The sequence below is a fragment of the Campylobacter concisus genome (assembly GCF_015230015.1).
In the GTDB taxonomy this organism is placed as follows: Bacteria; Campylobacterota; Campylobacteria; order Campylobacterales; family Campylobacteraceae; genus Campylobacter_A; species Campylobacter_A concisus_AF.
In genome coordinates this window covers 79,450-100,673 of the sequence record NZ_JAAKZC010000004.1, presented here as the reverse complement: position 1 = coordinate 100,673, position 21,224 = coordinate 79,450, and the positions used below count along the sequence as shown (strand labels likewise).

Here is a 21,224-nt window from a genome sequence, read left to right as displayed (position 1 = left end):
TCGTACGATCGCTTGATCCTATGCGGGTTATTTTGATGTAAAGAGGTCGCGAGTTTGCGACAAGTTCTTTTTAAAGGAAAACACATGGAAAGAATCAGGTTAAAGCTAAAAGCTTACGACCATAGAGTTCTAGACCGCACTGTTGCAGCAATCGTAGAAGCTGTCAAACGAACAGGTGCCGACGTTCGTGGCCCGGTACCAATGCCTACAAAGATCAAACGCTATACAGTCTTAAAATCTCCACACATCAACAAAGACTCACGTGAGCAGTTTGAGATGAGAATACACGCTCGTATGCTTGACATCGTAGCTGCTACTCCAGAAACTGTAGATAGCCTAACAAAACTCGACCTAGCTCCAGAAGTTAATGTCGAAGTTCGTGCGATGAAGTAAGCGGACAAAAGGATAAGAGTATGGAATATATTGTAGAAAAAATAGGCATGAGTAGAACGATTGCCACGAAGAGTACGCCAGTTACACTACTTAAGCTAGTTGAGGCTAAAGTATGTGAGATCGACGAAAACAAACGTGCTATCGTAGCGTATGCCCACACTAAAGCAAACAACAAAGCTATCGCTGGTCAGCAAAAGAAATACAATCTGACTGCAGAATTTAACAAATTTGCTACGCTTGAAGTAGCTAATAGCGAAGTTGGAAACCTAGACTTTACACCATTAAATGAGGCTAAAATTTTAAAAGTTAGCTTTAACTCAAAAGGTAGAGGCTACCAAGGTGTGGTAAAAAGACATGGTTTCGGTGGTGGTCCAAAAAGCCACGGCTCACGTTTCCACAGACGCCACGGTTCAATTGGTAACTGCGAATGGCCAGGTCGTGTTCAACCAGGTATGAAAATGGCAGGACATATGGGCAATGAGAAAGTTACTGTTAAAAACGAGCTAATAAGCTTTGACGCTCAAAATGGCATCGTAGTTGTAAAAGGTTGCGTTCCTGGTCACAATGGTGCAATGGGTAAAATAAGGATTGTAAAATGAGTAAAATTCACGTATTAAACGATAAATTTGAAAATTCAGGCGAGTTAGAGCTTCCTGCAAGCTACGCTGAAGTAAATCCGCACAACCTATATCTTTATGTAAAATCTTACCTTGCTGGTATAAGAGCAAATTCGGCTCATACTAAAAGCCGTGCTTTTGTAAGCGGTGGTGGTAAAAAACCATGGAGACAAAAAGGACGTGGTGGTGCAAGAGCAGGTTCAACTAGAACTAACGTTTGGGTAGGCGGTGCAGTTGCATTTGGTCCAACAAACGAGAAAAACTATTTTCAAAAAGTCAATAAAAAACAAAAAAGACTAGCTCTTGAGTACGCTTTGGCAGCAAAAACACAAGATGGTAAAATTTTCGCAGTAGATAGCATCTCAATCGAGTCTGGAAAGACAAAAGATGCAGCTAATATCATCAAAAATTTAAAAGTAAAAGACGCGCTTATCGTTAAAGATTTACTAGACGATAAAACACTACTTGCTTTTAGAAATTTAGCAAACTGCTATGTAGTAGATGCAAATGAGGTAAATGCTTATCTTGTCTCTACATTTAGTTCGGTTATTATTGAAAAAGCTGCACTAAAAACTATAACAAAAGAGGGCTAAAATGGCGGATATAACTGATATCAAAACAATTATTTATACAGAAAAAACTCTAGGCCTTCAAGAACAAGGCGTTGTAGTTATCCAAACTTCACCAAGAGTTACAAAAAACAGCTTAAAAGCGGTTTTACAAGAGTATTTTGGAGTAACGCCTGTTCGCGTAAATTCACTTAGAATTAGCGGCAAGGTTAAGCGTTTTAGAGGAAGAGCAGGTCAGCGTGACGAAATTAAGAAATTTTACGTTAAGTTGCCTGAAGGTGTAAGCCTAGAAAGTACGGAGGCGTAAGATGGCTATAAAATCATATAAACCATATACACCTAGTCGTAGATATATGACTGGACTAAGCTCTGAAGATATAACAGCTAAACCAAGCGTTAGAAGCTTGCTTGTTAAACTACCTGCATCTGGTGGTAGAAATAACAATGGTCGTATAACTTCAAGACACAAAGAAGCAGGTGCAAAAAAACTTTATCGTATCATCGACTTTAAACGTCGCAAATTTGGTATAGAAGGTAAAGTTGAAGCGATCGAGTACGATCCAAACAGAAACTGCCGTATCGCTCTTATAGCTTATAAAGATGGTGAAAAGCGCTATATCATTAGACCAAATGGCCTAAATGTTGGCGACGTTATCGCATCTATCGATGAGGGCTCACTAGATATTAAACCAGGCAACGCTATGAAATTAAGATTTATCCCAGTTGGTACTATCGTTCATAACGTTGAGCTAAAACCCGGTAAAGGCGCTCAGATAGCTCGTTCAGCTGGTGGTTATGCTCAGCTAATGGGCAAAGAAGAGAAGTATGTTATCTTAAGAATGCCAAGTGGCGAGATGAGACAAGTACTAGCTGAGTGTATGGCAAGTATCGGTGTAGTTGGCAACGAAGACTGGGCTAACATCACTATTGGTAAAGCTGGACGTAATCGCTACCGCGGTATCCGCCCACAAACACGTGGTTCTGCTATGAACCCAGTTGATCACCCACACGGTGGTGGTGAAGGTAAGAAAAATTCAGGCCGTCACCCAGTTACTCCATGGGGTAAACCAACTAAAGGTGCTAAGACTCGCCGTAAAAAAGCTAGCGATAAGCTTATAATTTCAAGAAGGAAAGGAAAATAGAGATGGCAAGATCACTCAAAAAAGGTCCTTTCGTAGATGATCATGTAATGAAAAAAGTTATTGCCGCAAAAAATGCAAACGATAACAAACCAATCAAGACTTGGTCAAGACGTAGCACGATTGTACCTGAAATGATTGGACTAACATTTAACGTTCATAATGGCAAGAGCTTTATTCCTGTATATGTTACAGAAAATCATATAGGCTATAAACTTGGCGAATTTGCTCCAACACGCACATTTAAGGGTCATAAAGGCTCAGTGCAAAAGAAAATCGGCAAGTAAGGGGAGATAATATGAGTAAAGCAATTATAAAATTCGTAAGACTTTCTCCTACAAAAGCAAGACTTATAGCAAGAGAAATTCAAGGTATGAATGCCGAGCTAGCACTTGCAAGCTTGCAGTTTATGCCAAATCGTGGTGCTAAATTTATAGCAAACGCTATTAGCTCAGCAGTAGCAAATGGCGGATTTGAACCAGAAGAGGTTGTAGTAACTAGTTGCCGCGTTGATGCTGGTCCTGTATTAAAGAGATTTAGACCAAGAGCAAGAGGAACAGCGAGCAAAATTCGCAAACCTACTTCTCATGTAATGGTAGAAGTATCTAAACCTGAAAAGAAGGAAGCATAATATGGGACAAAAAGTAAATCCAATAGGTCTTAGACTAGGAATTAACCGCAACTGGGAATCTAGATGGTTTCCAACCAAACAAAGTCTTCCTGAAAATATCGGTGAAGATTACAAAATTCGTGCATTTTTAAAGAAAAAACTTTACTATGCAGGAATCAGCCAAATTTTAATCGAAAGAACGGCTAAAAAACTTCGTGTAACCGTAGTTGCAGCTCGTCCTGGTATTATCATCGGCAAAAAAGGCCAAGATGTTGAAAACCTAAAGAACGAAGTTAGCAAACTTATCGGCAAAGAAGTAAATGTAAATATCAAAGAAGAAAGAAAAGCTCAAGCTTCAGCTCAACTTGCTGCTGAAAACGTAGCTATGCAACTTGAAAAGCGTGTCGCATTTAGACGTGCTATGAAAAAAGTTATCCAAGGTGCTCAAAAATCAGGCGCTAAAGGTATCAAAATTTCAGTTGCTGGTCGTTTAGGTGGCGCTGAGATGGCAAGAACCGAGTGGTATCTAGAAGGTCGCGTTCCGCTTCATACTCTTAGAGCAAAGATAGATTACGGTGTAGCTGAGGCTCATACAACTTATGGAAACATAGGTATTAAAGTATGGATTTTTAAAGGTGAGGTTCTTCAAAAAGGTGTTCAACCTGAGAAAACTGAAGAAGAAGCACCTAAGAAAACACGTAGAGCAAGAAGAGGTAAATAATTATGTTGATGCCTAAAAGAACGAAATTTCGTAAGCAAATGAAAGGTCGCAACCGTGGTTATGCGACTCGCGGAGCATCTTTAGCAACTGGCGAATTTGCACTTAAAGCTGTTGAGGCTGGTAGAGTAAATTCACGCCAAATAGAAGCTGCTCGTCAAGCTCTAACTCGTCACGTAAAGAGACAGGCTAAAATTTGGATTAGGGTTTTCCCTGACAAGCCACTTACTAAAAAACCTCTACAAACTCGTATGGGTAAAGGTAAGGCAGGAGTTGAAGAGTGGGTTATGAACATTAAACCTGGTCGTATAATATTTGAAATGGCTGGTGTTGACGAAGAGTTGGCTCGTGAAGCTTTAACTTTGGCTCTACACAAACTTCCATTCAAATCAAAATTTGTAACGCGAGAGAGTGAAAATGAAATATACTGAGTTAAAAGATAAGAGCGTTGCAGAATTAAACGCGTTGCTAAAAGAGAAAAAGGTGCTTTTATTTACTTTAAGACAAAAGCTAAAAACTATGCAGTTAAGCAACCCTAATGAGATTAGTGCTGTTCGCAAAGAGATAGCTCAGATCAACACTGCAATTAGTGCAACAAGACAAGGGGCGTAAAATGGCATTAAAAAGAGAAATTCAAGGTGTTGTTTTACAAAAAGCTGGAGATAAAACAGCTACTATTTTGGTAGAAAGACGCGTTATGCACCCAAGATACCATAAATTTGTAAAACGCTTTAAAAAGTATTTAGTTCATGATGAGAAAAATGAGACAAGAGCAGGCGATACAGTTGTTGCGGTTGAGTGCAGACCACTTTCAGCTCGCAAGAATTTTCGCTTAAAAGCTGTATTGGCAAAGGGAGTTGAGTAATGATTCAAAGTTTTACAAGACTTGCAGTTGCTGACAACAGCGGTGCAAAAGAGTTAATGTGTATAAAAGTTCTTGGCGGCAGCAAAAGAAGATACGCTACACTTGGCGATATCATAGTTTGCTCTGTTAAAAAAGCTCTTCCAAATGGTAAGATCAAAAAAGGACAGGTTGTAAAAGCTGTTGTTGTAAGAACTAAAAGAGAGGTTCAAAGAGATAATGGTTCGCTAATCCGCTTCGACGAGAACGCAGCTGTTATACTTGATAGCAAAAAAGAGCCAGTCGGCACTCGTATTTTTGGACCAGTTGGACGTGAAGTTAGATATGCTAACTTTATGAAGATTGTTTCGCTAGCTCCGGAGGTTTTATAATGGCTAATGTAAAATTTAAAGTCAAAAAAGGCGATACTGTAAAGATCATCGCTGGTGACGATAAAGGCAAAACTGGTAAAATTTTAGCAGTTCTTGCAAAAAAAGGTCAGGTTATAGTTGAGGGATGCAAAGTAGCTAAAAAAGCTATCAAACCAAGCGAAAAAACTCCAAATGGTGGTCACGTAAATAAAGAGATGCCAATTGATATATCAAACGTCGCGAAAGTTGAAGGATAAGAGATATGAGTAGATTAAAAGATAAATTTAACGAAACTATCAAGCCAGCTCTCGTAAAAGAATTTGATATCAAAAATCCAATGCTTATCCCTGCGCTCGAGAAGATCGTGATCAGTGTAGGTGCTGGAGACTCTGCGAAAGATCAGAAAGTGCTTCAAAATATGGCTGATACCATTTCACTTATCGCTGGACAAAAAGCGGTTATCACTGATGCTAAAAAATCAGTTGCTGGCTTTAAAGTTCGCGAGGGTTTCCCTGTTGGTATCAAAGTAACTTTGAGAAAAGAGCAAATGTATGCTTTCTTAGATAAGTTAATCAGCGTTGCACTTCCTAGAGTTAAAGACTTCCGTGGTCTTCCAAAAAATGGCTTTGATGGACGTGGAAACTATAACTTCGGTCTTAGCGAGCAGCTAATGTTTCCAGAGGTTGAGTATGATAAAATTTTACGAACTCATGGTATGAATATTACGATTGCTACTACGGCTAAAAATGATAAAGAGGCATTCAAATTGCTAGAGCTATTTGGTGTGCCGTTTGCAAAAGGAAAGTAAAATGGCAAAGAAATCAATGATAGCAAAAGCTGCACGCAAGCCAAAATTTGCGGTTCGCGGCTATACTAGATGCCAAATTTGCGGTCGTCCGCACTCTGTTTATAAAGATTTTGGAATTTGCCGTGTTTGCCTAAGAAAAATGGCTAACGAAGGCCTAATACCTGGTCTTAAAAAAGCAAGTTGGTAAGGAAGAGAAATGTTGAACGATTTAATATCAGATGGATTAACACGCATTAGAAATGCAAGTATGAGAAGACTTGAGACTGCGAAATTGCTTCATTCTAAGGTTGTTGAGGCTACTCTTTCTATCCTTGCAGCAAAAGGCTATGTAGAGAGCTACAACGTTATCGAAGAAGGTAACAAGAAATTTATAAACGTAGTTTTAAAGTATGATGAGTACGGCAGAAGCGTTATAAACGAGCTTAAAAGGGTTTCAAAACCTGGTCGCCGTGTTTATCAAGGCAAAGACGACATTAAGCGCTTTAAAAATGGTTACGGAACAGTTATCGTTAGCACAAGCAAAGGCGTTATGAGCGGTATCGAAGCAAGTAAAGCTGGCGTTGGCGGCGAGGTTCTTTGTACCGTTTGGTAATAGTAAAACAACGTTTTGGCGTTGTTTTAAATTTAGAAATTTAACTTTAGCTAGGTGAAATTTTATATTTCGCCAAAGCTAAATTTACAAACGAAGGTTTCGTCAAATTTGACGATCAAATTTACGGCATTGTGGTGTTTATTCGTAAATGTAGGAACACCCTAGACAAGTAAAGGAAAAAAATGTCACGTATTGGAAAACAGCCTATCGCTATCCCAAGTGGTGTAGACGTTAGCGTTGAAAATAATGTCCTAAAATTTAAAAAGGGCAATCACTTAAAAGAGCTTGACACAAAAGGTCACGTTGATGTCAAGATAGAAAATGGTCATATAGTTTTTGCTCCAAAGGGCGAAGATCGCCAAAGCAGAGCTTACTGGGGAACATATAGAGCACTTGCTAACAACATCGTAACTGGCATCACTCATGGCTTTACTCGCCAGCTTGAGATCAACGGCGTTGGTTACAAAGCAGCTGCAAAAGGTAAAATTTTAGAGCTTTCTCTTGGTTTTTCACACCTTATCAACTATGAGTTACCAGCAGGCGTTGAAGCTAGCGTTGATAAAAACGTTATTACTATCAAAGGTGACGACAAACAAGTAGTAGGTCAAGTGGCTGCTCAAGTTAGAGGATTTAGACCACCTGAGCCATACAAAGGCAAAGGCGTTAAATATCTAGAAGAACGTATCATCCGCAAAGCGGGCAAGACATCTAAGAAGTAAGGAGCGGTAAATGACAGCAAAAGTACTAAAAAGAAAAATCGCTCTTAGAATTAAGAGAAAAAGAAGAATCAGAGGTAAAATTTCTGGTGTTGCAACTTGCCCAAGAGTTTCTATTTTCAAATCAAACAGGACTCTTTATGTTCAAGCTATTGATGATGTTACAGCTACTACACTAGCTGCAGTTGATGGTAGAAAAATAGGCATAAAAGCAAATAAAGAAGGTGCGGTCACTTTAGCTAAAGAATTTGCTAAGGCTTTAAAAGCTAAGAAGATAGATGTTGCGATTTTTGATAGAAATGGTTATTTATACCATGGTGTTATTGCAGCATTTGCTGAAGCTTTAAGAGAAAATGGCATCAAGCTATAACCCAAAGGAAAATCGATGGAAAAATATAATAGAGAAGAATTTGAAGAAGTAATCGTCGATATCGGTCGGGTTACAAAGGTTGTTAAAGGTGGTCGTAGATTTAGATTTACAGCTTTAGTTGTTGTTGGTAATAGAAATGGTCTAGTTGGCTTTGGATATGGCAAAGCTAAAGAGGTGCCAGATGCGATGAGAAAAGCAATTGACGACGCATTTAAAAATATTATCCACGTTAAGATCAAGGGCACAACTATCCCTCACGATGTAGAGGTAAAATACAACGCAAGTAGAATGCTACTTCGCCCAGCTAGCGAAGGTACTGGTGTTATCGCTGGTGGTAGTGCACGTCCTATTATCGAGCTTGCAGGTATTAAGGATATCCTTACTAAATCACTTGGCTCAAACAACTCAGCAAACGTCGTTCGTGCTACTATAAAAGCACTTAGTTTGCTAAAAAGCTAAGAGAAAGGAGTTAAGATGGCATTAGAAAAATTAACACCTGCTGCAGGTTCAACTCACGCAACTAAGAGAATAGGTCGTGGTCAAGGCAGCGGCAATGGCAAAACTGCTGGCAAAGGTAATAAAGGTCAAAGAGCAAGAAAAGGCTACAATGAAAAAAGAGGTTTTGAGGGCGGACAACAACCACTTCAAAGACGTCTTCCAAAGGTAGGCTTTGCATCTAAATTTGAAAAACCTTATGTTATCAATGTTGAAAAGATAGCAGCTATAAAAGAGCTTGCAGAAATTTCAATAGCAACAATAGCTAGCGTTCATAAAATTTCAAAGAGCGTTACTAAGATAAAACTAATCGGTGCAAGCGCAAAAGCTCTTGCTTCAAAGATCAAAGACGAGAACGTTAGCGTTAGCGGAACAAAATAATGGATAAAACACTGACCAACAAGATTTTGATCACGTTGGCATTTTTGTTCGCATACAGGATACTGGCTTATGTGCCAGTTCCTGGTGTTAATGTCGACGTAATTAAAGAATTTTTCAATTCAAACAATAGCAACGCCTTGGGTCTATTTAATATGTTTAGTGGTAAAGCCGCTGAGCGTTTAAGTATCATATCTCTAGGCATCATGCCTTATATCACAGCTTCGATCATCATGGAGCTTCTAGCAGCGACATTTCCAAAGTTAGGTCAGATGAAAAAAGAGCGCGACGGTATGCAAAAATATATGCAAATCATACGTTATGCAACTATCGCTATCACTCTTGTACAATCAATCGGCGTTTCTATCGGACTTCAAAGCTTAAGCGGTCGTGGTGGCGAGCAGGCTATCATGATAGATATGAATTTATTTATCGCGATCTCTGCTGTATCTATGCTAACTGGCACTATGCTACTTATGTGGATAGGCGAGCAGATCACGCAGCGCGGTATAGGCAATGGTATAAGTCTTATCATCTTTGCGGGCATCGTCTCTGGCATACCTAGTGCGATCGGCGGAACTGTAAATTTGGTAAATACTTCTGAGATGAATTTCCTAACAGTCATCGCTATTTTGGTGATCATTTTGGCGACCATTGGTGCTATTATCTTTGTCGAGATGGGCGAAAGACGTATCCCTATTTCTTACTCAAGAAAAGTGATAATGGAAAATCAAAACAAACGTATAATGAACTATATACCGATCAAAGTAAATTTAAGTGGCGTTATCCCACCGATATTTGCTAGTGCGATTTTGATGTTTCCAAGCACTATTTTGCAGGCTAGCACAAATCCAGTAATCCAGGCTATCAACGACTTTTTAAGTCCAAATGGCTATATGTTTAATGTTTTAACATTTTTATTTATTATCTTCTTTGCGTTTTTCTACGCATCTATCGTCTTTAATACAAAAGATATAAGTGAAAATTTGAAAAAACAAGGCGGGTTTATCCCTGGTGTTAGACCAGGCGAAAGTACTGCTAGCTATCTAAACGAAGTAGCTGGCAGACTAACTTTAGGTGGAGCTTTATACTTAGGTATCATTTCAACACTACCTTGGGTACTTGTCAAGACTATGGGCGTACCATTTTATTTTGGTGGTACATCAGTGCTTATCGTGGTTTCAGTGGCACTTGATACGATGAGACGTATAGAAGCTCAGTCTTATACAAACAAATACCAAACTCTAAGTGCAGTAGGTCTATAAAATGGCTATCACGCTAAAAAGACCAGCTGAGATAGAGAAAATGAGAGCGGCGAATAAGATCGTCGCTCTAACACTTGATCATGTTTCTACGATCATAAAACCCGGAATTTCCCTTCTTGAGATAGATAAAATTTGCGAAGATATGATAAGAGCTGCTGGAGCAAAACCGGCCTTTAAAGGGCTTTACGGTTTTCCAAATGCAGCTTGCATAAGCGTCAATGAAGTGGTAATCCACGGAATTCCAAACGAATACAAACTAAAAGAGGGCGATATTGTTAGTGTTGATATTGGCTCAAATTTAGATGGTTATTTTGGCGATTCGGCTAGGACTTTTGGGGTTGGTAAAATTTCAAAAGAAGACGAAGCTTTGATCGCTTGCTCAAAAGACGCGCTATATTTTGCGATTGATTTCATAAGAGCTGGTATGCACTTTAAAGAGATTAGCTACGAGCTTGAGAAATTTATTCTTGGTAGAGGATATGTGCCTTTGCGAGGGTATTGCGGTCATGGCATAGGTAAAAGACCACACGAAGAGCCAGAAATTCCAAACTATCTTGAAGGAAACAACCCAAAAGCTGGCCCAAAGATAAAAGAGGGAATGGTTTTTTGTATAGAGCCGATGATCTGCCAAAAAGATGGCACGCCAGTTTTAGGAAGCGATAACTGGAAAGTAACCTCAAAAGATGGTTTTAGAACTAGCCATTATGAGCATTGTATGGCGATAGTTAATGGCAAAGCTGAAATTTTAAGTCAAGCGTGAAATTTAGAGAAAAATTTAAAGAAAGGAGAATTTGTGGCAAAAGACGATGTCATTGAGATTGATGGAAATGTTGTTGAAGCACTGCCAAATGCAACTTTTAAAGTTGAGCTCGACAACAAACATATAATTTTATGTCATATCGCCGGAAAGATGAGAATGCATTATATAAAGATAATGCCTGGCGACCGCGTAAAAGTAGAACTTACGCCATATAGCCTAGATAAGGGCAGGATCACTTATAGATATAAGTAAATTTGATTTTGTGGCAAATATGCTAAGTAAATTTAAAGCTGGTTTTGGATAAAATCCAAGCTTTGCGAAAAGCTGTATGAAGAATTATTTTCAAAGTTCCCCACTTATTTTGAAAATAGTTGGTTTAAATTATTTCTTTAGACCTGATGCAGCCCCTAAAAAAGTGGAATAAATTTTTAGGAGACTAAAATGAAAGTTCGTCCTTCTGTAAAGAAGATGTGTGACAAATGTAAAATTGTCAAACGTAGTGGCATAATTCGTGTTATCTGCGAAAATCCAAAACATAAACAAAGACAAGGATAAAGCATGGCACGTATTGCAGGTGTAGATTTACCAAACAAAAAGAGAATAGAGTATGGTTTGACTTATATCTATGGTATAGGTCTTTATAAATCTCGTCAAATTCTTGACGCAGCTGGAATTTCTTACGACAAGAGAGTTTATGAGCTTAGCGAAGACGAAGCAGCAGCTATCCGTAAAGAAATTCAAGAGCACCACGTCGTTGAGGGTGATTTGAGAAAACAAGTTGCTATGGATATCAAAGCTCTTATGGATCTTGGAAGTTATAGAGGTCTTCGCCACAGAAAAGGTCTTCCTGTTCGTGGTCAAAAGACTAAAACTAATGCTAGAACCAGAAAAGGCAGACGTAAAACTGTCGGCGCGGCTACTAAGTAAGGCAAGGGTTAAAGGATAATAAATGGCGAAAAGAAAAATTGTTAAGAAAAAAGTAGTTAGAAAAAGCATAGCCAAAGGTATCGTTTATATCAGTGCAACATTTAACAACACTATGGTAACTGTAACTGATGAAATGGGAAATGCTATCGCATGGAGTAGTGCAGGTGGCTTAGGCTTTAAAGGTAGTAAAAAATCAACTCCTTATGCAGCTCAACAAGCCGTAGAAGATGCCTTAAATAAAGCAAAAGAACACGGCATTAAAGAAGTTGGCATCAAGGTTCAAGGTCCAGGTAGCGGACGTGAAACGGCTGTTAAGAGTGTAGGTGGTGTAGAGGGTATAAAAGTAACTTTCTTCAAAGATATCACACCTTTACCACACAATGGTTGCAGACCGCCAAAACGCCGCCGCGTATAATTAGAGAAAATTAGGAGAAATTATTATGGCTAGATATACAGGACCTGTTGAAAAATTAGAAAGACGTCTTGGTGTGTCTCTTGCTTTAAAAGGCGAAAGAAGACTTGCTGGTAAAAGTGCTTTAGAAAAAAGACCTTATGCGCCAGGACAACACGGACAAAGAAGAGCAAAAATAAGCGAATATGGCTTACAACTTCGCGAGAAGCAAAAAGCCAAATTTATGTATGGCGTTTCAGAGAAACAATTTAGAAGATTGTTCCAAGAAGCAGCACGCCGCGAGGGCAACACTGGTGCTCTTTTGGTTCAACTACTAGAGCAGAGATTAGACAATGTTGTTTACAGAATGGGCTTTGCAACAACTCGTCGTTTTGCTCGCCAGCTTGTAACTCACGGACATATTTTAGTAAATGGCAAGAGAGTGGATATCCCATCTTACAGAGTAGAGCCAGGCTCTAAAGTAGAAGTTGCTGAGAAATCTAAAAACAATCCACAAATCGTTCGCGCGATCGATCTTACAGCTCAAACTGGCATCGTTGCTTGGGTAGATGTGGAAAAAGAGAAAAAATTTGGAATTTTCACTAGAAATCCAGAAAGAGAAGAGGTTATCATTCCTGTTGAGGAAAGATTTATAGTAGAGCTTTATTCGAAATAATAGAGGGTATAAAGATGAGAAAGATTACTACATCAGCTTATATGCCAACTGAAATTGAAGTTAAAAGTGTTAGCGAAAATGTAGCTAACATTACAGCATATCCTTTTGAAGCAGGTTATGCTGTTACTTTGGCTCACCCACTACGCCGTCTTCTTTACACAAGTACAGTAGGTTTTGCTCCTATTGGTGTAAAGATAAAAGGCGTTAGCCACGAATTTGATAGTATGCGCGGCATGCTTGAAGACGTAGCGTTTTTTATTATAAATTTGAAAAAGATCAGATTTAAGTTAAAAAGCGGCAGTGAGCGTGAAGTTATAGAGTATAGCTTTAAAGGACCAAAAGAGATAACTGGTGCTGACCTAAATAACGACTTGGTTGAGATCGTGAATCCAGACGCATATCTTGCTACCATCAACGAAGATGCTGAGCTAAATTTCTCAGTCATCATTCAAAAAGGTATCGGATATGTTCCTAGTGAAGAGGTCAGAGAAGAGATCGAAGACGACTTTATCGCACTTGATGCTTTCTTTACACCAGTTAAAAAGGCAGTTTACGATATACAAAACGTCTTGGTTGAAGATGACCCAGACTATGAGAAGATCGTATTTACGATAACAACTGATGGTCAAGTAGGTCCGATAGAGGCTTTTAAAAATTGTTTAGAAGCTATGTATCAACAAATGTCAGTATTTAAAGGAATTTTGGATATTGATGTTAGCGCACCAGTTGCTAGTTCAAGTGCAAGCGGCGAGTTTTCAAAGCTACTTTCTAGCGTAGAAGATCTAAATTTAAGCGCAAGAAGTTTTAACTGTCTTGATAAGGCTGAGATTAGATTTATCGGTGAGCTTGCGTTGATGGACGAAAACGAGCTTAAAGAGCTTAAAAATTTAGGTAAAAAATCTCTTGAAGAGATAAAAGCGGTTATGGAAGAGATAGGCTATCCAGTTGGTGTTGATGTGTTAAAAGATAGCAAAGAGCAACTCAGAAAGAAAATAACCGAGCTAAAATCACAAATGAGTGCAAAAGAATAAAAGGACAATAGATGAGACATAAACACGGATATCGCAAACTTGGTAGAACGTCATCTCATAGATCTGCATTGCTTAAGAATTTAGCGATAGCTATCATCAAAAGCGAAAAGATAGAGACAACTTTACCAAAAGCAAAAGAGCTTAGAAGCTATGTTGAAAAGCTTATCACAAGAGCTAGAAAGGGCGACTCTAACGCTCACAGAGCAGTATTTGCTTCTTTGCAAGACAAAGAGACTACAAATAAGCTAGTTACTGAAGTAGCTCCAAAATTTAAAGAGCGCAACGGCGGCTATACAAGGATCATCAAAACTCGCGTTCGCAGAGGCGACGCAGCAGAGATGGCTTATATAGAGCTAGTAGCTGAATAATCCCCAGAGAGCCTATCTGGCTCTCTTTTCTATCTAAAATTTATCTTCTCACGTTTATTTTCTTTGTTAAAAGTTTTGTTTTAAATTTATCCATCTTGGACTGTGGCAAATTTATAAGTCGGAACATTACAAATTTCATTTCGTGGCTTTTAAATGAGGTGCTTCGATAGGTTAAAATAGTTGGTGTAAGTAAATTTATAGCGGTTTTAAAGCACAAAAAGTGAGCAGACACTCTTTAATTTATGCCAAAAACTTTCAAAATAAGGTTTTAATTTTCTAGATCAAACTTATTTATTAAATTTCAAAGCTAATGCCATAAATTTCTAAATTTAGAGCCAGCTATTTTTAAATTTTACTTCGTTGATTTTTCGTGATATTTGCTTTAGTCGAGTTATTTGTATTTTGAGGGGTTATGGGTTAAATTTATAAGCTGATTTGTGAAGTTTATTTATGATGCAAAAGCAGGGCAAATTATCCAGATAAACTACCTCAAATTTAAATTATTCAAAAAACAAATTTCAAATTTACAATCCAAAAAGCTGCAAAACTCTCACTTTGATAGGTTGCAGAAGGGCTTGGTAATGTGGCTGCGAGGGCAGAGATGGTGTAAATTTGCTCTAAATATATGACTTACAGCCAAAACCAAATATATTGGTCAAATGCAATAAAAATGGCGCAGGTAAATTTCAAAAAATAGCAAAATAATAAAATATCTAAAAATTAGCCAGCTTCAAATAGCCTAAATTTAAAAGCAAAAAGCTCCATAAATTTCTAAATTTGCTTTTGTATCAAACATTATTTTAAAAAGACGATATTTGTTTTGACTATTTTACAAAGGATTTGAGATGATAGGTGGCGTAAATGGAGCTAATGTAAATTTATATAGTGGCTTTCAAAACATTAGAGAGCAAAGCGCTAGCCATATCAGGCCTAGCACAGACGAAAATTCCTTAAATTTATCATCTCAAAAATTAGTTCAAAACGCCAACCAAAATAGCGAACAGATAAATTTAAACCAGACAAATGAGAGTAAATTTAACAAAGATGATGAGCCACTAAAATTTGCTAAAGACAACTCGCTCACAGGCATAGCCGCCAATGGCAAGATAAGCATCTGGGGCAAGCTCATGGGATACGACAAGCAAATGAGCCAAGACGAGATAGATGAGCTTAAGAGCTTTGTTAGTCAGACTGGAGCGCTTGGCTTTGGAAGACTTTACGAATCGATCATCGGATACTATCCAACAAACGTCGATCTCTTCGCAAAAGAGTACACGTCAAAAGATGATAGCGGCACCTTGCTCGGACTTGGCCGCAAAAGCCATGTGGAGGGCTTTGAGATACTTGACAAGGACTTAAGCGCTGAGGAGTTTAAAGATAGGTGGCTGGACTATGCGCTGAGGCAGTACCTTGGCGAGAGGGTCGGCGTGGAGAGCATAGTGGTAGGCAAAAAGGGCATTTCCATGCTCACTAGCACGAACAAGCCACCGATCGAATATGAGACAATGCAAAGTATAAATTTCACTGACGATGAGAGCAGGCAGAGATTTTTCACGCTGATGAAGGCTGGCATGAAGAGTGGGGCGAAATTTAAAGAGGTGATAGAGGGCGTGCTGTCGCTTTACAATGTGCAAAACACCGATAAGCTTGACGGCAATAAGGTCTATGCCTCGGTGATCGGCCGAAGCGAAAAGCTAGCGACATATGATATAAATAAAGATGAGAAATTTGCCTATCTTAAGAAGCTAATGCGCCTTGAAAAAAGCGGCATAGATATACTAAAACTGATGGAGAAAAGCCAGAAAAAGCGAAATTTAGACGTAAAAGTCTAGCTGTTTATAAATTTAACCCCCAAAGCCATCTTTTTACTTTCAAGTGATACAATTTTGATTTTAATTATTACATTTTGCTTTAAATTTGACGGGAGCTCTTATGAAAAAAGTGGTTTGGTTAAATCCTGTTGTAAAAAACATCTACGACTTTGCAGCGCTTAAAGAAATTTTGCAGAACAAAGGTTTTAGCGTAGTAGAATGTGAAAAAGACCACGTTAATAGCGTAAAAAACGCGTACAAAAACGCTCTTGCACAAAGTGAGCTTATTTACGATAGTCGCTGTCCGAGGGCTGTAAATTTCATCAGGTCAAATTTCAAAGAGCAGGCCGATCTCATCTCAAATTTAAACCCCATTTTAATAGAAAGTGCGCTTGAGATTAGCGCAAAGCTAAAAGAGGACGAGTGGCTTTACGTGACCACACCTTGCGAGGACTTGGCAGAGCTTGGCAGAGGGCTAAATTTAGCGCGAACCACCTTTTTGACGTGGAAGAGTTTTAAAGAACAAAACGCTATAAATTTAAAGATGAAAAGGCTAGGGGCAAGCCCTATACCACCGGGCTTTTTTACAAATTTGGGCGTAAAAACTCTAAGCCTTGGTAGCAAAGAGAAGATAGAAAATGCCCTTTCATATAAATTTAGCGAGCTTAAAAACTACCAGATCATCGAGCTTTTATACTGCGAAAACGGCTGTCACAACGGAGATGGACTGTGAGGGAAATTTTTAAAAAGAGCATTTTGATCCTAACGATCTTTGCCATCTGGCAGGTCGTTTGCGAGCTAGAAATTTTCACGCCATATATCTTGCCAAGCCCAGTGACTACTTTTAAGACGATGCTAGCCATGATACAAAGCGGCGAGCTTGCCACGCATACTATCATCAGCTTTAAGCGCATATTTGCAGGCTACGCACTCTCCTTTGCCCTAGCGCTCGTACTTGGCGGTATAGCGGCACTTTTGCCAAAGATTAGTGTTTATTACGAGTGGATACTGGAGTTTTTTAGAAATATCCCGCCACTTAGCCTGATCGCCATTTTGGTGCTTTGGTTTGGTATAAACGAGACGCCAAAGATCATCATTATCATCCTAGCCTCGTTTTTTCCGATGTTTCTTAGCATTTCAAAGGGGCTAACGAGCTGTGATATAAAGCTCATCGAGGTTGGTAAAATTTTTGGCTTTAGTAAATTTGAAATTTTTTACAAGATCATCTTAAAAAGCGCGCTAAAAGATATCTTTGTCGGCATGCGAATAGGCTTTGGCTACGCCATGCGCGCGATCATCGGAGCTGAGATGATAGCGGCTTCAAGCGGGCTGGGATATCTCATACTTGACGCAGAGGAGCTCTCACGCGCAGATAGGATATTTGTCGGCATTTTTACGATCGGCATTTGCGGTGTGCTCATAGATAGGATATTTTTACTTTTGATAGCGAAATTTAGCCTTTTGCGAGGTGAGAAATGATAGAAATTTCAAATTTATCCAAGCATTTTTTTATAGGCGAAAAACGTATCGACGTTTTGAGAGAGCTAAATTTAAGCATAAAAAAAGATAAGATCACCGTCATACTTGGCAGGAGCGGATGTGGTAAAACGACGCTTTTACGCCTTATAGCTGGGCTTGAGAGCATAAGTCTTGGCGAGATAAAATTTAAAGAGCAAACAAAGATCGGCTTTGTCTTTCAAGAGCCCCGCCTCATGCCCTTTTTAAACGTCTATGAGAACATCGTATTTGCGCTTAAAAAGCAGGAGATCGAGCCTGCAAAGATAGAGGCTCTCATATCGATGATAGGGCTTAGTGACTTTAAATTTGCCGCCGTTTCGCAGCTCTCTGGCGGTATGAGCTCGCGTGTTTCGCTTGCTAGAGTGCTTGCATATGAGGCAAATTTGATCCTTATGGACGAGCCCTTTGCCGCACTTGATGCCTTTACTAGAGCTAGCATGCAGGCTGAAATTTTAAAAATACAAGCTGGCAAAACCATCATTTTCGTCACGCACAATATCGATGAGGCGCTATTTTTGGCTGATGAGATCATCTTGCTTGAAAAGGGCGGGATAAAGTCAAACTACGAGCTATCAAATTTAGCAAGGTCAAGAGATCTGTTAAGCGAGGAGCTAATAGCGATAAAACGCAAAATTTTAAGTGAAATTTAGGCAAATAAAATGATAATTAAAACCAAAATGAAGCAAAAAAATATATAATCTTGAAAATTTTTAAAAGGAGTAAGTATGAGAAAGTTTTTTAAAGTTTTGTGTGCGGCCTCTTTGCTTTGCCTCGTCGCAAACGCAAGTGAGGGGCTAGATAAGATCGGTATGACCTACGTCAAATCGCCGCTAAACGTCCCATCGATCGTCGATAAATTTAAAGGCTTTTACGCGAAGTCTTTTGGCGTGCCAGTTGAGTACTCTGAGATCACCTCAGGTGCGAAGCAGACGCAAGCGCTCGCTTCAAATTCGCTTCAGTTTCTAAACTGCGTGGGCGGCACTTCGGTCATACTTGCAGCTGCAAATAAGGCTGATATAAAGATCATAAGCGCTTATTCAAGGGCACCTGAAGCCTTTGTTATATTTTCAAAAGATCAAAACATCAAGTCGCCAAAAGATCTAAAAGGCAAAAAAGTAGCAGGCCCAAAAGGCACGATCCTAAACGAGCTTTTGGTGAGATACCTAGCTCTTGGCGGTCTAGGCATAAACGACGTAGAGTTCATCTCTATGGGTATCCCAGCTGCGCAAGCCGCACTTGAAAACGGCAGTGTCGATGCAGCGCTTCTTGCAGGACCAGCGGCCTACAACGCTCAAAAATCAGGCCTAAATGTAGTGACAACTGGCAAAGGCGTCATCACTCCAGTCATCGTCACGGCAACAAGCGGAGAGTTTTATAAAAAGCATAAAGATGTGGTTGAGAAATTTAAAAAGGCTCAGGATGAAATTTTAGACTACATAAAGGCAAACGAGGACGAGGCGCTTAAATTTACGGCTGAAGAGACTGGGCTTAGCATAGAGGCGGTAAAGAGCATGTATCCTCAGTATGATTTTAGTTCAAAGATCACGGCTGAAGATATAAAAGCTCTTGAAGCTACGCAAGAATTTATGCTTGAAAGTAAGATGATAGAGCATAAAATCGATATAAAATCACTTCTACTAAACTAAATTTAAAGGGCAAATTTGCCCTTTTTTCTCACAAAAAACAACTAAAATTTAAAGCCAAAACGCCCCCAGCAAAAGCCTAGAAAACGTTTGTTTGCACTTTATCTGCTATAATAGCTAAAAAAATTAAGGAAAAAATATGATCCCATTTAGTGATGAAGAGCTTTTAAAGCCAGTGACTGCGAGTTTGCAAAAAGTGCTACCTATGCTTGAAAATGACGGCGGTGGGATGGAGCTACTTGGTATAAAAAACGGCAAAATTTACGTAAGACTCACAGGGCATTGTCACGGATGTGCAGCCAGCACTACCACGCTAAAATACGGCATCGAAAGGCAACTTCGCATAGACATTCACCCAGAGCTTGAGGTCATAAATGTCCCAATAGGCGAGGAATTTAACATTGATGGATTATAAAAAAGTAGGCATAAAGCACTTTAAACGATCTAAATTTAAAGATGCGATCTTTTATTTTTCGCTAGCCTACGAGAAGACACGCGAGAAGGATCTGCTATTTTTGATACAAATTTGCTCTCTTGGCGAGGAAAATGCCGAGGAGGCAAAGCTCTTGTTTGACTACTACATGGCGAAGGTAAGAGCCGGCGAGGACGACGAGGGCGTGGAGGAAATTTTAAAAATTTTAGAGTCCAGAGACGAGGAGAGCGAGTATTTTGAAGAGCAAGACGCGATTAGTTACGAGGACTTTAAAAGGGCTGTTTATAAGGACGGCAGCTTTAAAAAGGTCTTTGAAAACATCATGTTCTCGACTAAAGTGATGATCTCAAACAAAGACGATTTTTTGGAATTTTTAGGAAATTTGATAAAAAATGACTTTATAGATATGAGCATGAACTACCTTGAGAGTGCGGCGGTGATGTTTGGCGGCGACGAGCGTATAGATCAGCTTTTTAAAGAGATACAAAAAAGACAAAACGATGAAAATATCAGTAGAAAATAGCTTCATAACAGATGACTCAAACGAGTGCGAACAGGGTGCATACTTTGTGCAAACCACTGCAAATGCGAAATTTGCAGAGGCTGCTGTAAAAAATGGCGCTAAGATAATCACCCTTGAAGAGTGCAAAAAGCTTTTAAAAATAGATGAAAGCTTAAAGATAGTTGGCATCACTGGCACAAATGGCAAGACCACAACGGCTGCGGCTATCTATGAGACCCTGCGAAATTTAGGTAAAAAATGCGGCCTAAGTGGCACTAGAGGAGCTTTTATAGAGGGCGAGCAGATAGATGATAAGGCGCTTACGACAAGTGCCATTTTAAAGACGCTCTCATACCTCAAAGCAGCCAGCGAGCAGGGCTGTGAGTACTTCGTGATGGAGGTTAGCTCACACGCGATCGCTCAAAAACGTATAGAGAGCTTAAATTTTGCTCTTAAAATTTTTACAAACCTAACCCAAGATCACCTAGACTACCACAAGAGCATGGAGGAGTACGCTAGGGTAAAGTCAAGCTTTTTTGATGATGATTGCACGAAGCTTATAAATACTGATGATAATGGCATTAAATTTAACCCAAAAAACGCCTATACATACGCACTCAAAAAGCCAGCCAGCTTTGCGCCGATAGTTTATGGGCTAAAGGACGGCATAGACGCAGTTATCAAGACGCCAAATGGCGACGTGGAGATAGATTCAAGTCTTCAAGGCGAGTTTAATCTTTACAACCTAATCGCAGCCCTTGGTGCCGTTTGCCTGCTAGAGCACCCAGACGCAGCCGCACTTTCAAAGGCGATAAGTAAATTTAAAGGCGTGAGCGGCAGGATGGAGGTCGTTAGCAGTGATCCGCTAGTCATCGTGGACTTTGCGCACACGCCAGATGGCATCGAAAAGGTGCTAAACTCGCTTAGACATCTAAATTTGATCGCAGTCTTTGGCGCAGGTGGCGACAGAGATAGGACAAAGCGCCCTAAAATGGGAGCGATAGCCCAAAAATACGCAAGAATTTGTATAGTCACAAGCGACAATCCAAGAAGCGAAGAGCCAGAGAGCATAATAGACGAAATTTGCGCTGGCATGAGCCAAAATGAAAATTTGATACGAAACGCCAACCGCAAAGAGGCGATCGCTCTAGCCATTAGCAAGCTAGAGCCCGGCTGGGCGCTTGTCATACTTGGCAAAGGCGACGAGCCATATCAGGAGATAAAGGGCGTCAAGCACCCATTTAGCGACAAGGAAGTAGTAAAAGAGCTTTTAAAGAGGTAA

The 21,224-nt window shown here is 39.5% G+C and carries 37 protein-coding genes; all 37 read left to right on the top strand.

The window, feature by feature from the left end; genetic code table 11:
* Positions 1-84 precede the first annotated feature (84 nt).
* Positions 85-393 (top strand): 30S ribosomal protein S10, encoded by a 309-nt coding sequence (gene rpsJ, locus G6W42_RS03560; RefSeq protein ID WP_009295257.1) that lies wholly within the window; start codon positions 85-87, stop codon positions 391-393.
* A gap of 20 nt (positions 394-413) precedes the next feature.
* Positions 414-992, top strand: coding sequence for a 50S ribosomal protein L3 (gene rplC, locus G6W42_RS03555; protein WP_002941563.1), 579 nt, complete (start codon positions 414-416; stop codon positions 990-992).
* A complete protein-coding gene (gene rplD / locus G6W42_RS03550; RefSeq protein WP_194172970.1) occupies positions 989-1,603 on the top strand; it encodes a 50S ribosomal protein L4 in 615 nt (204 codons plus the stop codon). The genes rplC and rplD overlap by 4 nt, the downstream gene beginning before the upstream one ends.
* 1 nt (position 1,604) lies before the next feature.
* On the top strand, positions 1,605-1,886 hold the full coding sequence (locus G6W42_RS03545; protein ID WP_103637727.1) for a 50S ribosomal protein L23: 282 nt from the start codon (positions 1,605-1,607) through the stop codon (positions 1,884-1,886).
* Between the two features lies 1 nt (position 1,887).
* Positions 1,888-2,721 (top strand): 50S ribosomal protein L2, encoded by an 834-nt coding sequence (gene rplB, locus G6W42_RS03540; protein WP_103567076.1) that lies wholly within the window; start codon positions 1,888-1,890, stop codon positions 2,719-2,721.
* 2 nt (positions 2,722-2,723) lie between these two features.
* Positions 2,724-3,005, top strand: a complete 282-nt coding sequence (gene rpsS / locus G6W42_RS03535; protein ID WP_002941639.1) for a 30S ribosomal protein S19 — start codon at positions 2,724-2,726, stop codon at positions 3,003-3,005.
* A gap of 11 nt (positions 3,006-3,016) precedes the next feature.
* Entirely contained in the window at positions 3,017-3,349 is a 333-nt protein-coding gene (gene rplV, locus G6W42_RS03530) for a 50S ribosomal protein L22 (RefSeq protein WP_194172969.1), read from the top strand.
* A 1-nt stretch (position 3,350) separates the two neighbouring features.
* A complete protein-coding gene (rpsC, locus tag G6W42_RS03525) occupies positions 3,351-4,049 on the top strand; it encodes a 30S ribosomal protein S3 (protein ID WP_002941650.1) in 699 nt (232 codons plus the stop codon).
* A gap of 2 nt (positions 4,050-4,051) precedes the next feature.
* Positions 4,052-4,477 carry a 50S ribosomal protein L16 gene (gene rplP / locus G6W42_RS03520; protein ID WP_002941572.1) on the top strand — a complete coding sequence of 142 codons (426 nt, stop codon included), beginning with the start codon at positions 4,052-4,054 and terminating at the stop codon, positions 4,475-4,477.
* On the top strand, positions 4,464-4,658 hold the full coding sequence (gene rpmC, locus G6W42_RS03515) for a 50S ribosomal protein L29 (protein WP_002941625.1): 195 nt from the start codon (positions 4,464-4,466) through the stop codon (positions 4,656-4,658). Before rplP ends, rpmC begins: the two co-directional genes overlap by 14 nt.
* A gap of 1 nt (position 4,659) precedes the next feature.
* On the top strand, positions 4,660-4,911 hold the full coding sequence (gene rpsQ, locus G6W42_RS03510) for a 30S ribosomal protein S17 (protein WP_002941511.1): 252 nt from the start codon (positions 4,660-4,662) through the stop codon (positions 4,909-4,911).
* Positions 4,911-5,279 (top strand): 50S ribosomal protein L14, encoded by a 369-nt coding sequence (gene rplN / locus G6W42_RS03505; RefSeq protein WP_002941516.1) that lies wholly within the window; start codon positions 4,911-4,913, stop codon positions 5,277-5,279. The genes rpsQ and rplN overlap by 1 nt, the downstream gene beginning before the upstream one ends.
* A complete protein-coding gene (gene rplX / locus G6W42_RS03500; RefSeq protein WP_009295260.1) occupies positions 5,279-5,515 on the top strand; it encodes a 50S ribosomal protein L24 in 237 nt (78 codons plus the stop codon). Before rplN ends, rplX begins: the two co-directional genes overlap by 1 nt.
* A 5-nt stretch (positions 5,516-5,520) precedes the next feature.
* Positions 5,521-6,066 carry a 50S ribosomal protein L5 gene (gene rplE / locus G6W42_RS03495; RefSeq protein ID WP_002941643.1) on the top strand — a complete coding sequence of 182 codons (546 nt, stop codon included), beginning with the start codon at positions 5,521-5,523 and terminating at the stop codon, positions 6,064-6,066.
* A gap of 1 nt (position 6,067) precedes the next feature.
* Positions 6,068-6,253 carry a type Z 30S ribosomal protein S14 gene (locus G6W42_RS03490; protein ID WP_002941532.1) on the top strand — a complete coding sequence of 62 codons (186 nt, stop codon included), beginning with the start codon at positions 6,068-6,070 and terminating at the stop codon, positions 6,251-6,253.
* A 9-nt stretch (positions 6,254-6,262) separates the two neighbouring features.
* Positions 6,263-6,658 (top strand): 30S ribosomal protein S8, encoded by a 396-nt coding sequence (gene rpsH / locus G6W42_RS03485; RefSeq protein WP_009295261.1) that lies wholly within the window; start codon positions 6,263-6,265, stop codon positions 6,656-6,658.
* Between the two features lie 182 nt (positions 6,659-6,840).
* Positions 6,841-7,377: a 50S ribosomal protein L6 gene (gene rplF, locus G6W42_RS03480; protein ID WP_002941606.1), complete on the top strand. Its 537-nt coding sequence runs from the start codon at positions 6,841-6,843 to the stop codon at positions 7,375-7,377.
* Between the two features lie 10 nt (positions 7,378-7,387).
* Positions 7,388-7,744, top strand: a complete 357-nt coding sequence (rplR, locus tag G6W42_RS03475; RefSeq protein ID WP_002941658.1) for a 50S ribosomal protein L18 — start codon at positions 7,388-7,390, stop codon at positions 7,742-7,744.
* Between the two features lie 15 nt (positions 7,745-7,759).
* Positions 7,760-8,203 carry a 30S ribosomal protein S5 gene (rpsE, locus tag G6W42_RS03470; protein ID WP_002941646.1) on the top strand — a complete coding sequence of 148 codons (444 nt, stop codon included), beginning with the start codon at positions 7,760-7,762 and terminating at the stop codon, positions 8,201-8,203.
* Positions 8,204-8,218: 15 nt separating this feature from the next.
* Positions 8,219-8,620 carry a 50S ribosomal protein L15 gene (gene rplO, locus G6W42_RS03465; protein WP_002941506.1) on the top strand — a complete coding sequence of 134 codons (402 nt, stop codon included), beginning with the start codon at positions 8,219-8,221 and terminating at the stop codon, positions 8,618-8,620.
* Entirely contained in the window at positions 8,620-9,882 is a 1,263-nt protein-coding gene (secY, locus tag G6W42_RS03460) for a preprotein translocase subunit SecY (RefSeq protein WP_194172968.1), read from the top strand. Before rplO ends, secY begins: the two co-directional genes overlap by 1 nt.
* Before the next feature lies 1 nt (position 9,883).
* Entirely contained in the window at positions 9,884-10,642 is a 759-nt protein-coding gene (gene map / locus G6W42_RS03455; protein WP_194172967.1) for a type I methionyl aminopeptidase, read from the top strand.
* 33 nt (positions 10,643-10,675) lie between these two features.
* Positions 10,676-10,894 (top strand): translation initiation factor IF-1, encoded by a 219-nt coding sequence (gene infA, locus G6W42_RS03450; RefSeq protein WP_002848031.1) that lies wholly within the window; start codon positions 10,676-10,678, stop codon positions 10,892-10,894.
* A gap of 189 nt (positions 10,895-11,083) precedes the next feature.
* Positions 11,084-11,197: a 50S ribosomal protein L36 gene (gene rpmJ / locus G6W42_RS03445; RefSeq protein ID WP_002941545.1), complete on the top strand. Its 114-nt coding sequence runs from the start codon at positions 11,084-11,086 to the stop codon at positions 11,195-11,197.
* Positions 11,198-11,200: 3 nt separating this feature from the next.
* Complete coding sequence (rpsM, locus tag G6W42_RS03440) at positions 11,201-11,569, top strand: 30S ribosomal protein S13 (RefSeq protein ID WP_012140556.1); 369 nt, start codon at positions 11,201-11,203, stop codon at positions 11,567-11,569.
* A 22-nt stretch (positions 11,570-11,591) separates the two neighbouring features.
* On the top strand, positions 11,592-11,984 hold the full coding sequence (gene rpsK / locus G6W42_RS03435) for a 30S ribosomal protein S11 (RefSeq protein WP_002941551.1): 393 nt from the start codon (positions 11,592-11,594) through the stop codon (positions 11,982-11,984).
* A gap of 25 nt (positions 11,985-12,009) precedes the next feature.
* Positions 12,010-12,636 (top strand): 30S ribosomal protein S4, encoded by a 627-nt coding sequence (rpsD, locus tag G6W42_RS03430; protein WP_002941501.1) that lies wholly within the window; start codon positions 12,010-12,012, stop codon positions 12,634-12,636.
* A 14-nt stretch (positions 12,637-12,650) separates the two neighbouring features.
* Positions 12,651-13,667, top strand: coding sequence for a DNA-directed RNA polymerase subunit alpha (locus G6W42_RS03425; RefSeq protein WP_194172966.1), 1,017 nt, complete (start codon positions 12,651-12,653; stop codon positions 13,665-13,667).
* An 11-nt stretch (positions 13,668-13,678) separates the two neighbouring features.
* Positions 13,679-14,035 (top strand): 50S ribosomal protein L17, encoded by a 357-nt coding sequence (gene rplQ / locus G6W42_RS03420; protein ID WP_002941584.1) that lies wholly within the window; start codon positions 13,679-13,681, stop codon positions 14,033-14,035.
* An 845-nt stretch (positions 14,036-14,880) separates the two neighbouring features.
* A complete protein-coding gene (locus G6W42_RS03415) occupies positions 14,881-15,867 on the top strand; it encodes a hypothetical protein (RefSeq protein ID WP_194172965.1) in 987 nt (328 codons plus the stop codon).
* A 100-nt stretch (positions 15,868-15,967) separates the two neighbouring features.
* Complete coding sequence (locus G6W42_RS03410; protein WP_194172964.1) at positions 15,968-16,579, top strand: hypothetical protein; 612 nt, start codon at positions 15,968-15,970, stop codon at positions 16,577-16,579.
* Positions 16,576-17,325: an ABC transporter permease subunit gene (locus tag G6W42_RS03405; protein ID WP_194172963.1), complete on the top strand. Its 750-nt coding sequence runs from the start codon at positions 16,576-16,578 to the stop codon at positions 17,323-17,325. Before G6W42_RS03410 ends, G6W42_RS03405 begins: the two co-directional genes overlap by 4 nt.
* On the top strand, positions 17,322-18,014 hold the full coding sequence (locus tag G6W42_RS03400) for an ABC transporter ATP-binding protein (RefSeq protein WP_194172962.1): 693 nt from the start codon (positions 17,322-17,324) through the stop codon (positions 18,012-18,014). Before G6W42_RS03405 ends, G6W42_RS03400 begins: the two co-directional genes overlap by 4 nt.
* Positions 18,015-18,089: 75 nt before the next feature.
* Positions 18,090-19,010 carry an ABC transporter substrate-binding protein gene (locus tag G6W42_RS03395; protein WP_194172961.1) on the top strand — a complete coding sequence of 307 codons (921 nt, stop codon included), beginning with the start codon at positions 18,090-18,092 and terminating at the stop codon, positions 19,008-19,010.
* Positions 19,011-19,146: 136 nt separating this feature from the next.
* Positions 19,147-19,422, top strand: coding sequence for a NifU family protein (locus G6W42_RS03390; RefSeq protein ID WP_002941565.1), 276 nt, complete (start codon positions 19,147-19,149; stop codon positions 19,420-19,422).
* On the top strand, positions 19,409-19,963 hold the full coding sequence (locus G6W42_RS03385) for a histidine kinase (RefSeq protein WP_103557797.1): 555 nt from the start codon (positions 19,409-19,411) through the stop codon (positions 19,961-19,963). Before G6W42_RS03390 ends, G6W42_RS03385 begins: the two co-directional genes overlap by 14 nt.
* Positions 19,941-21,224 carry a UDP-N-acetylmuramoyl-L-alanyl-D-glutamate--2,6-diaminopimelate ligase gene (locus tag G6W42_RS03380; protein ID WP_194172960.1) on the top strand — a complete coding sequence of 428 codons (1,284 nt, stop codon included), beginning with the start codon at positions 19,941-19,943 and terminating at the stop codon, positions 21,222-21,224. Before G6W42_RS03385 ends, G6W42_RS03380 begins: the two co-directional genes overlap by 23 nt.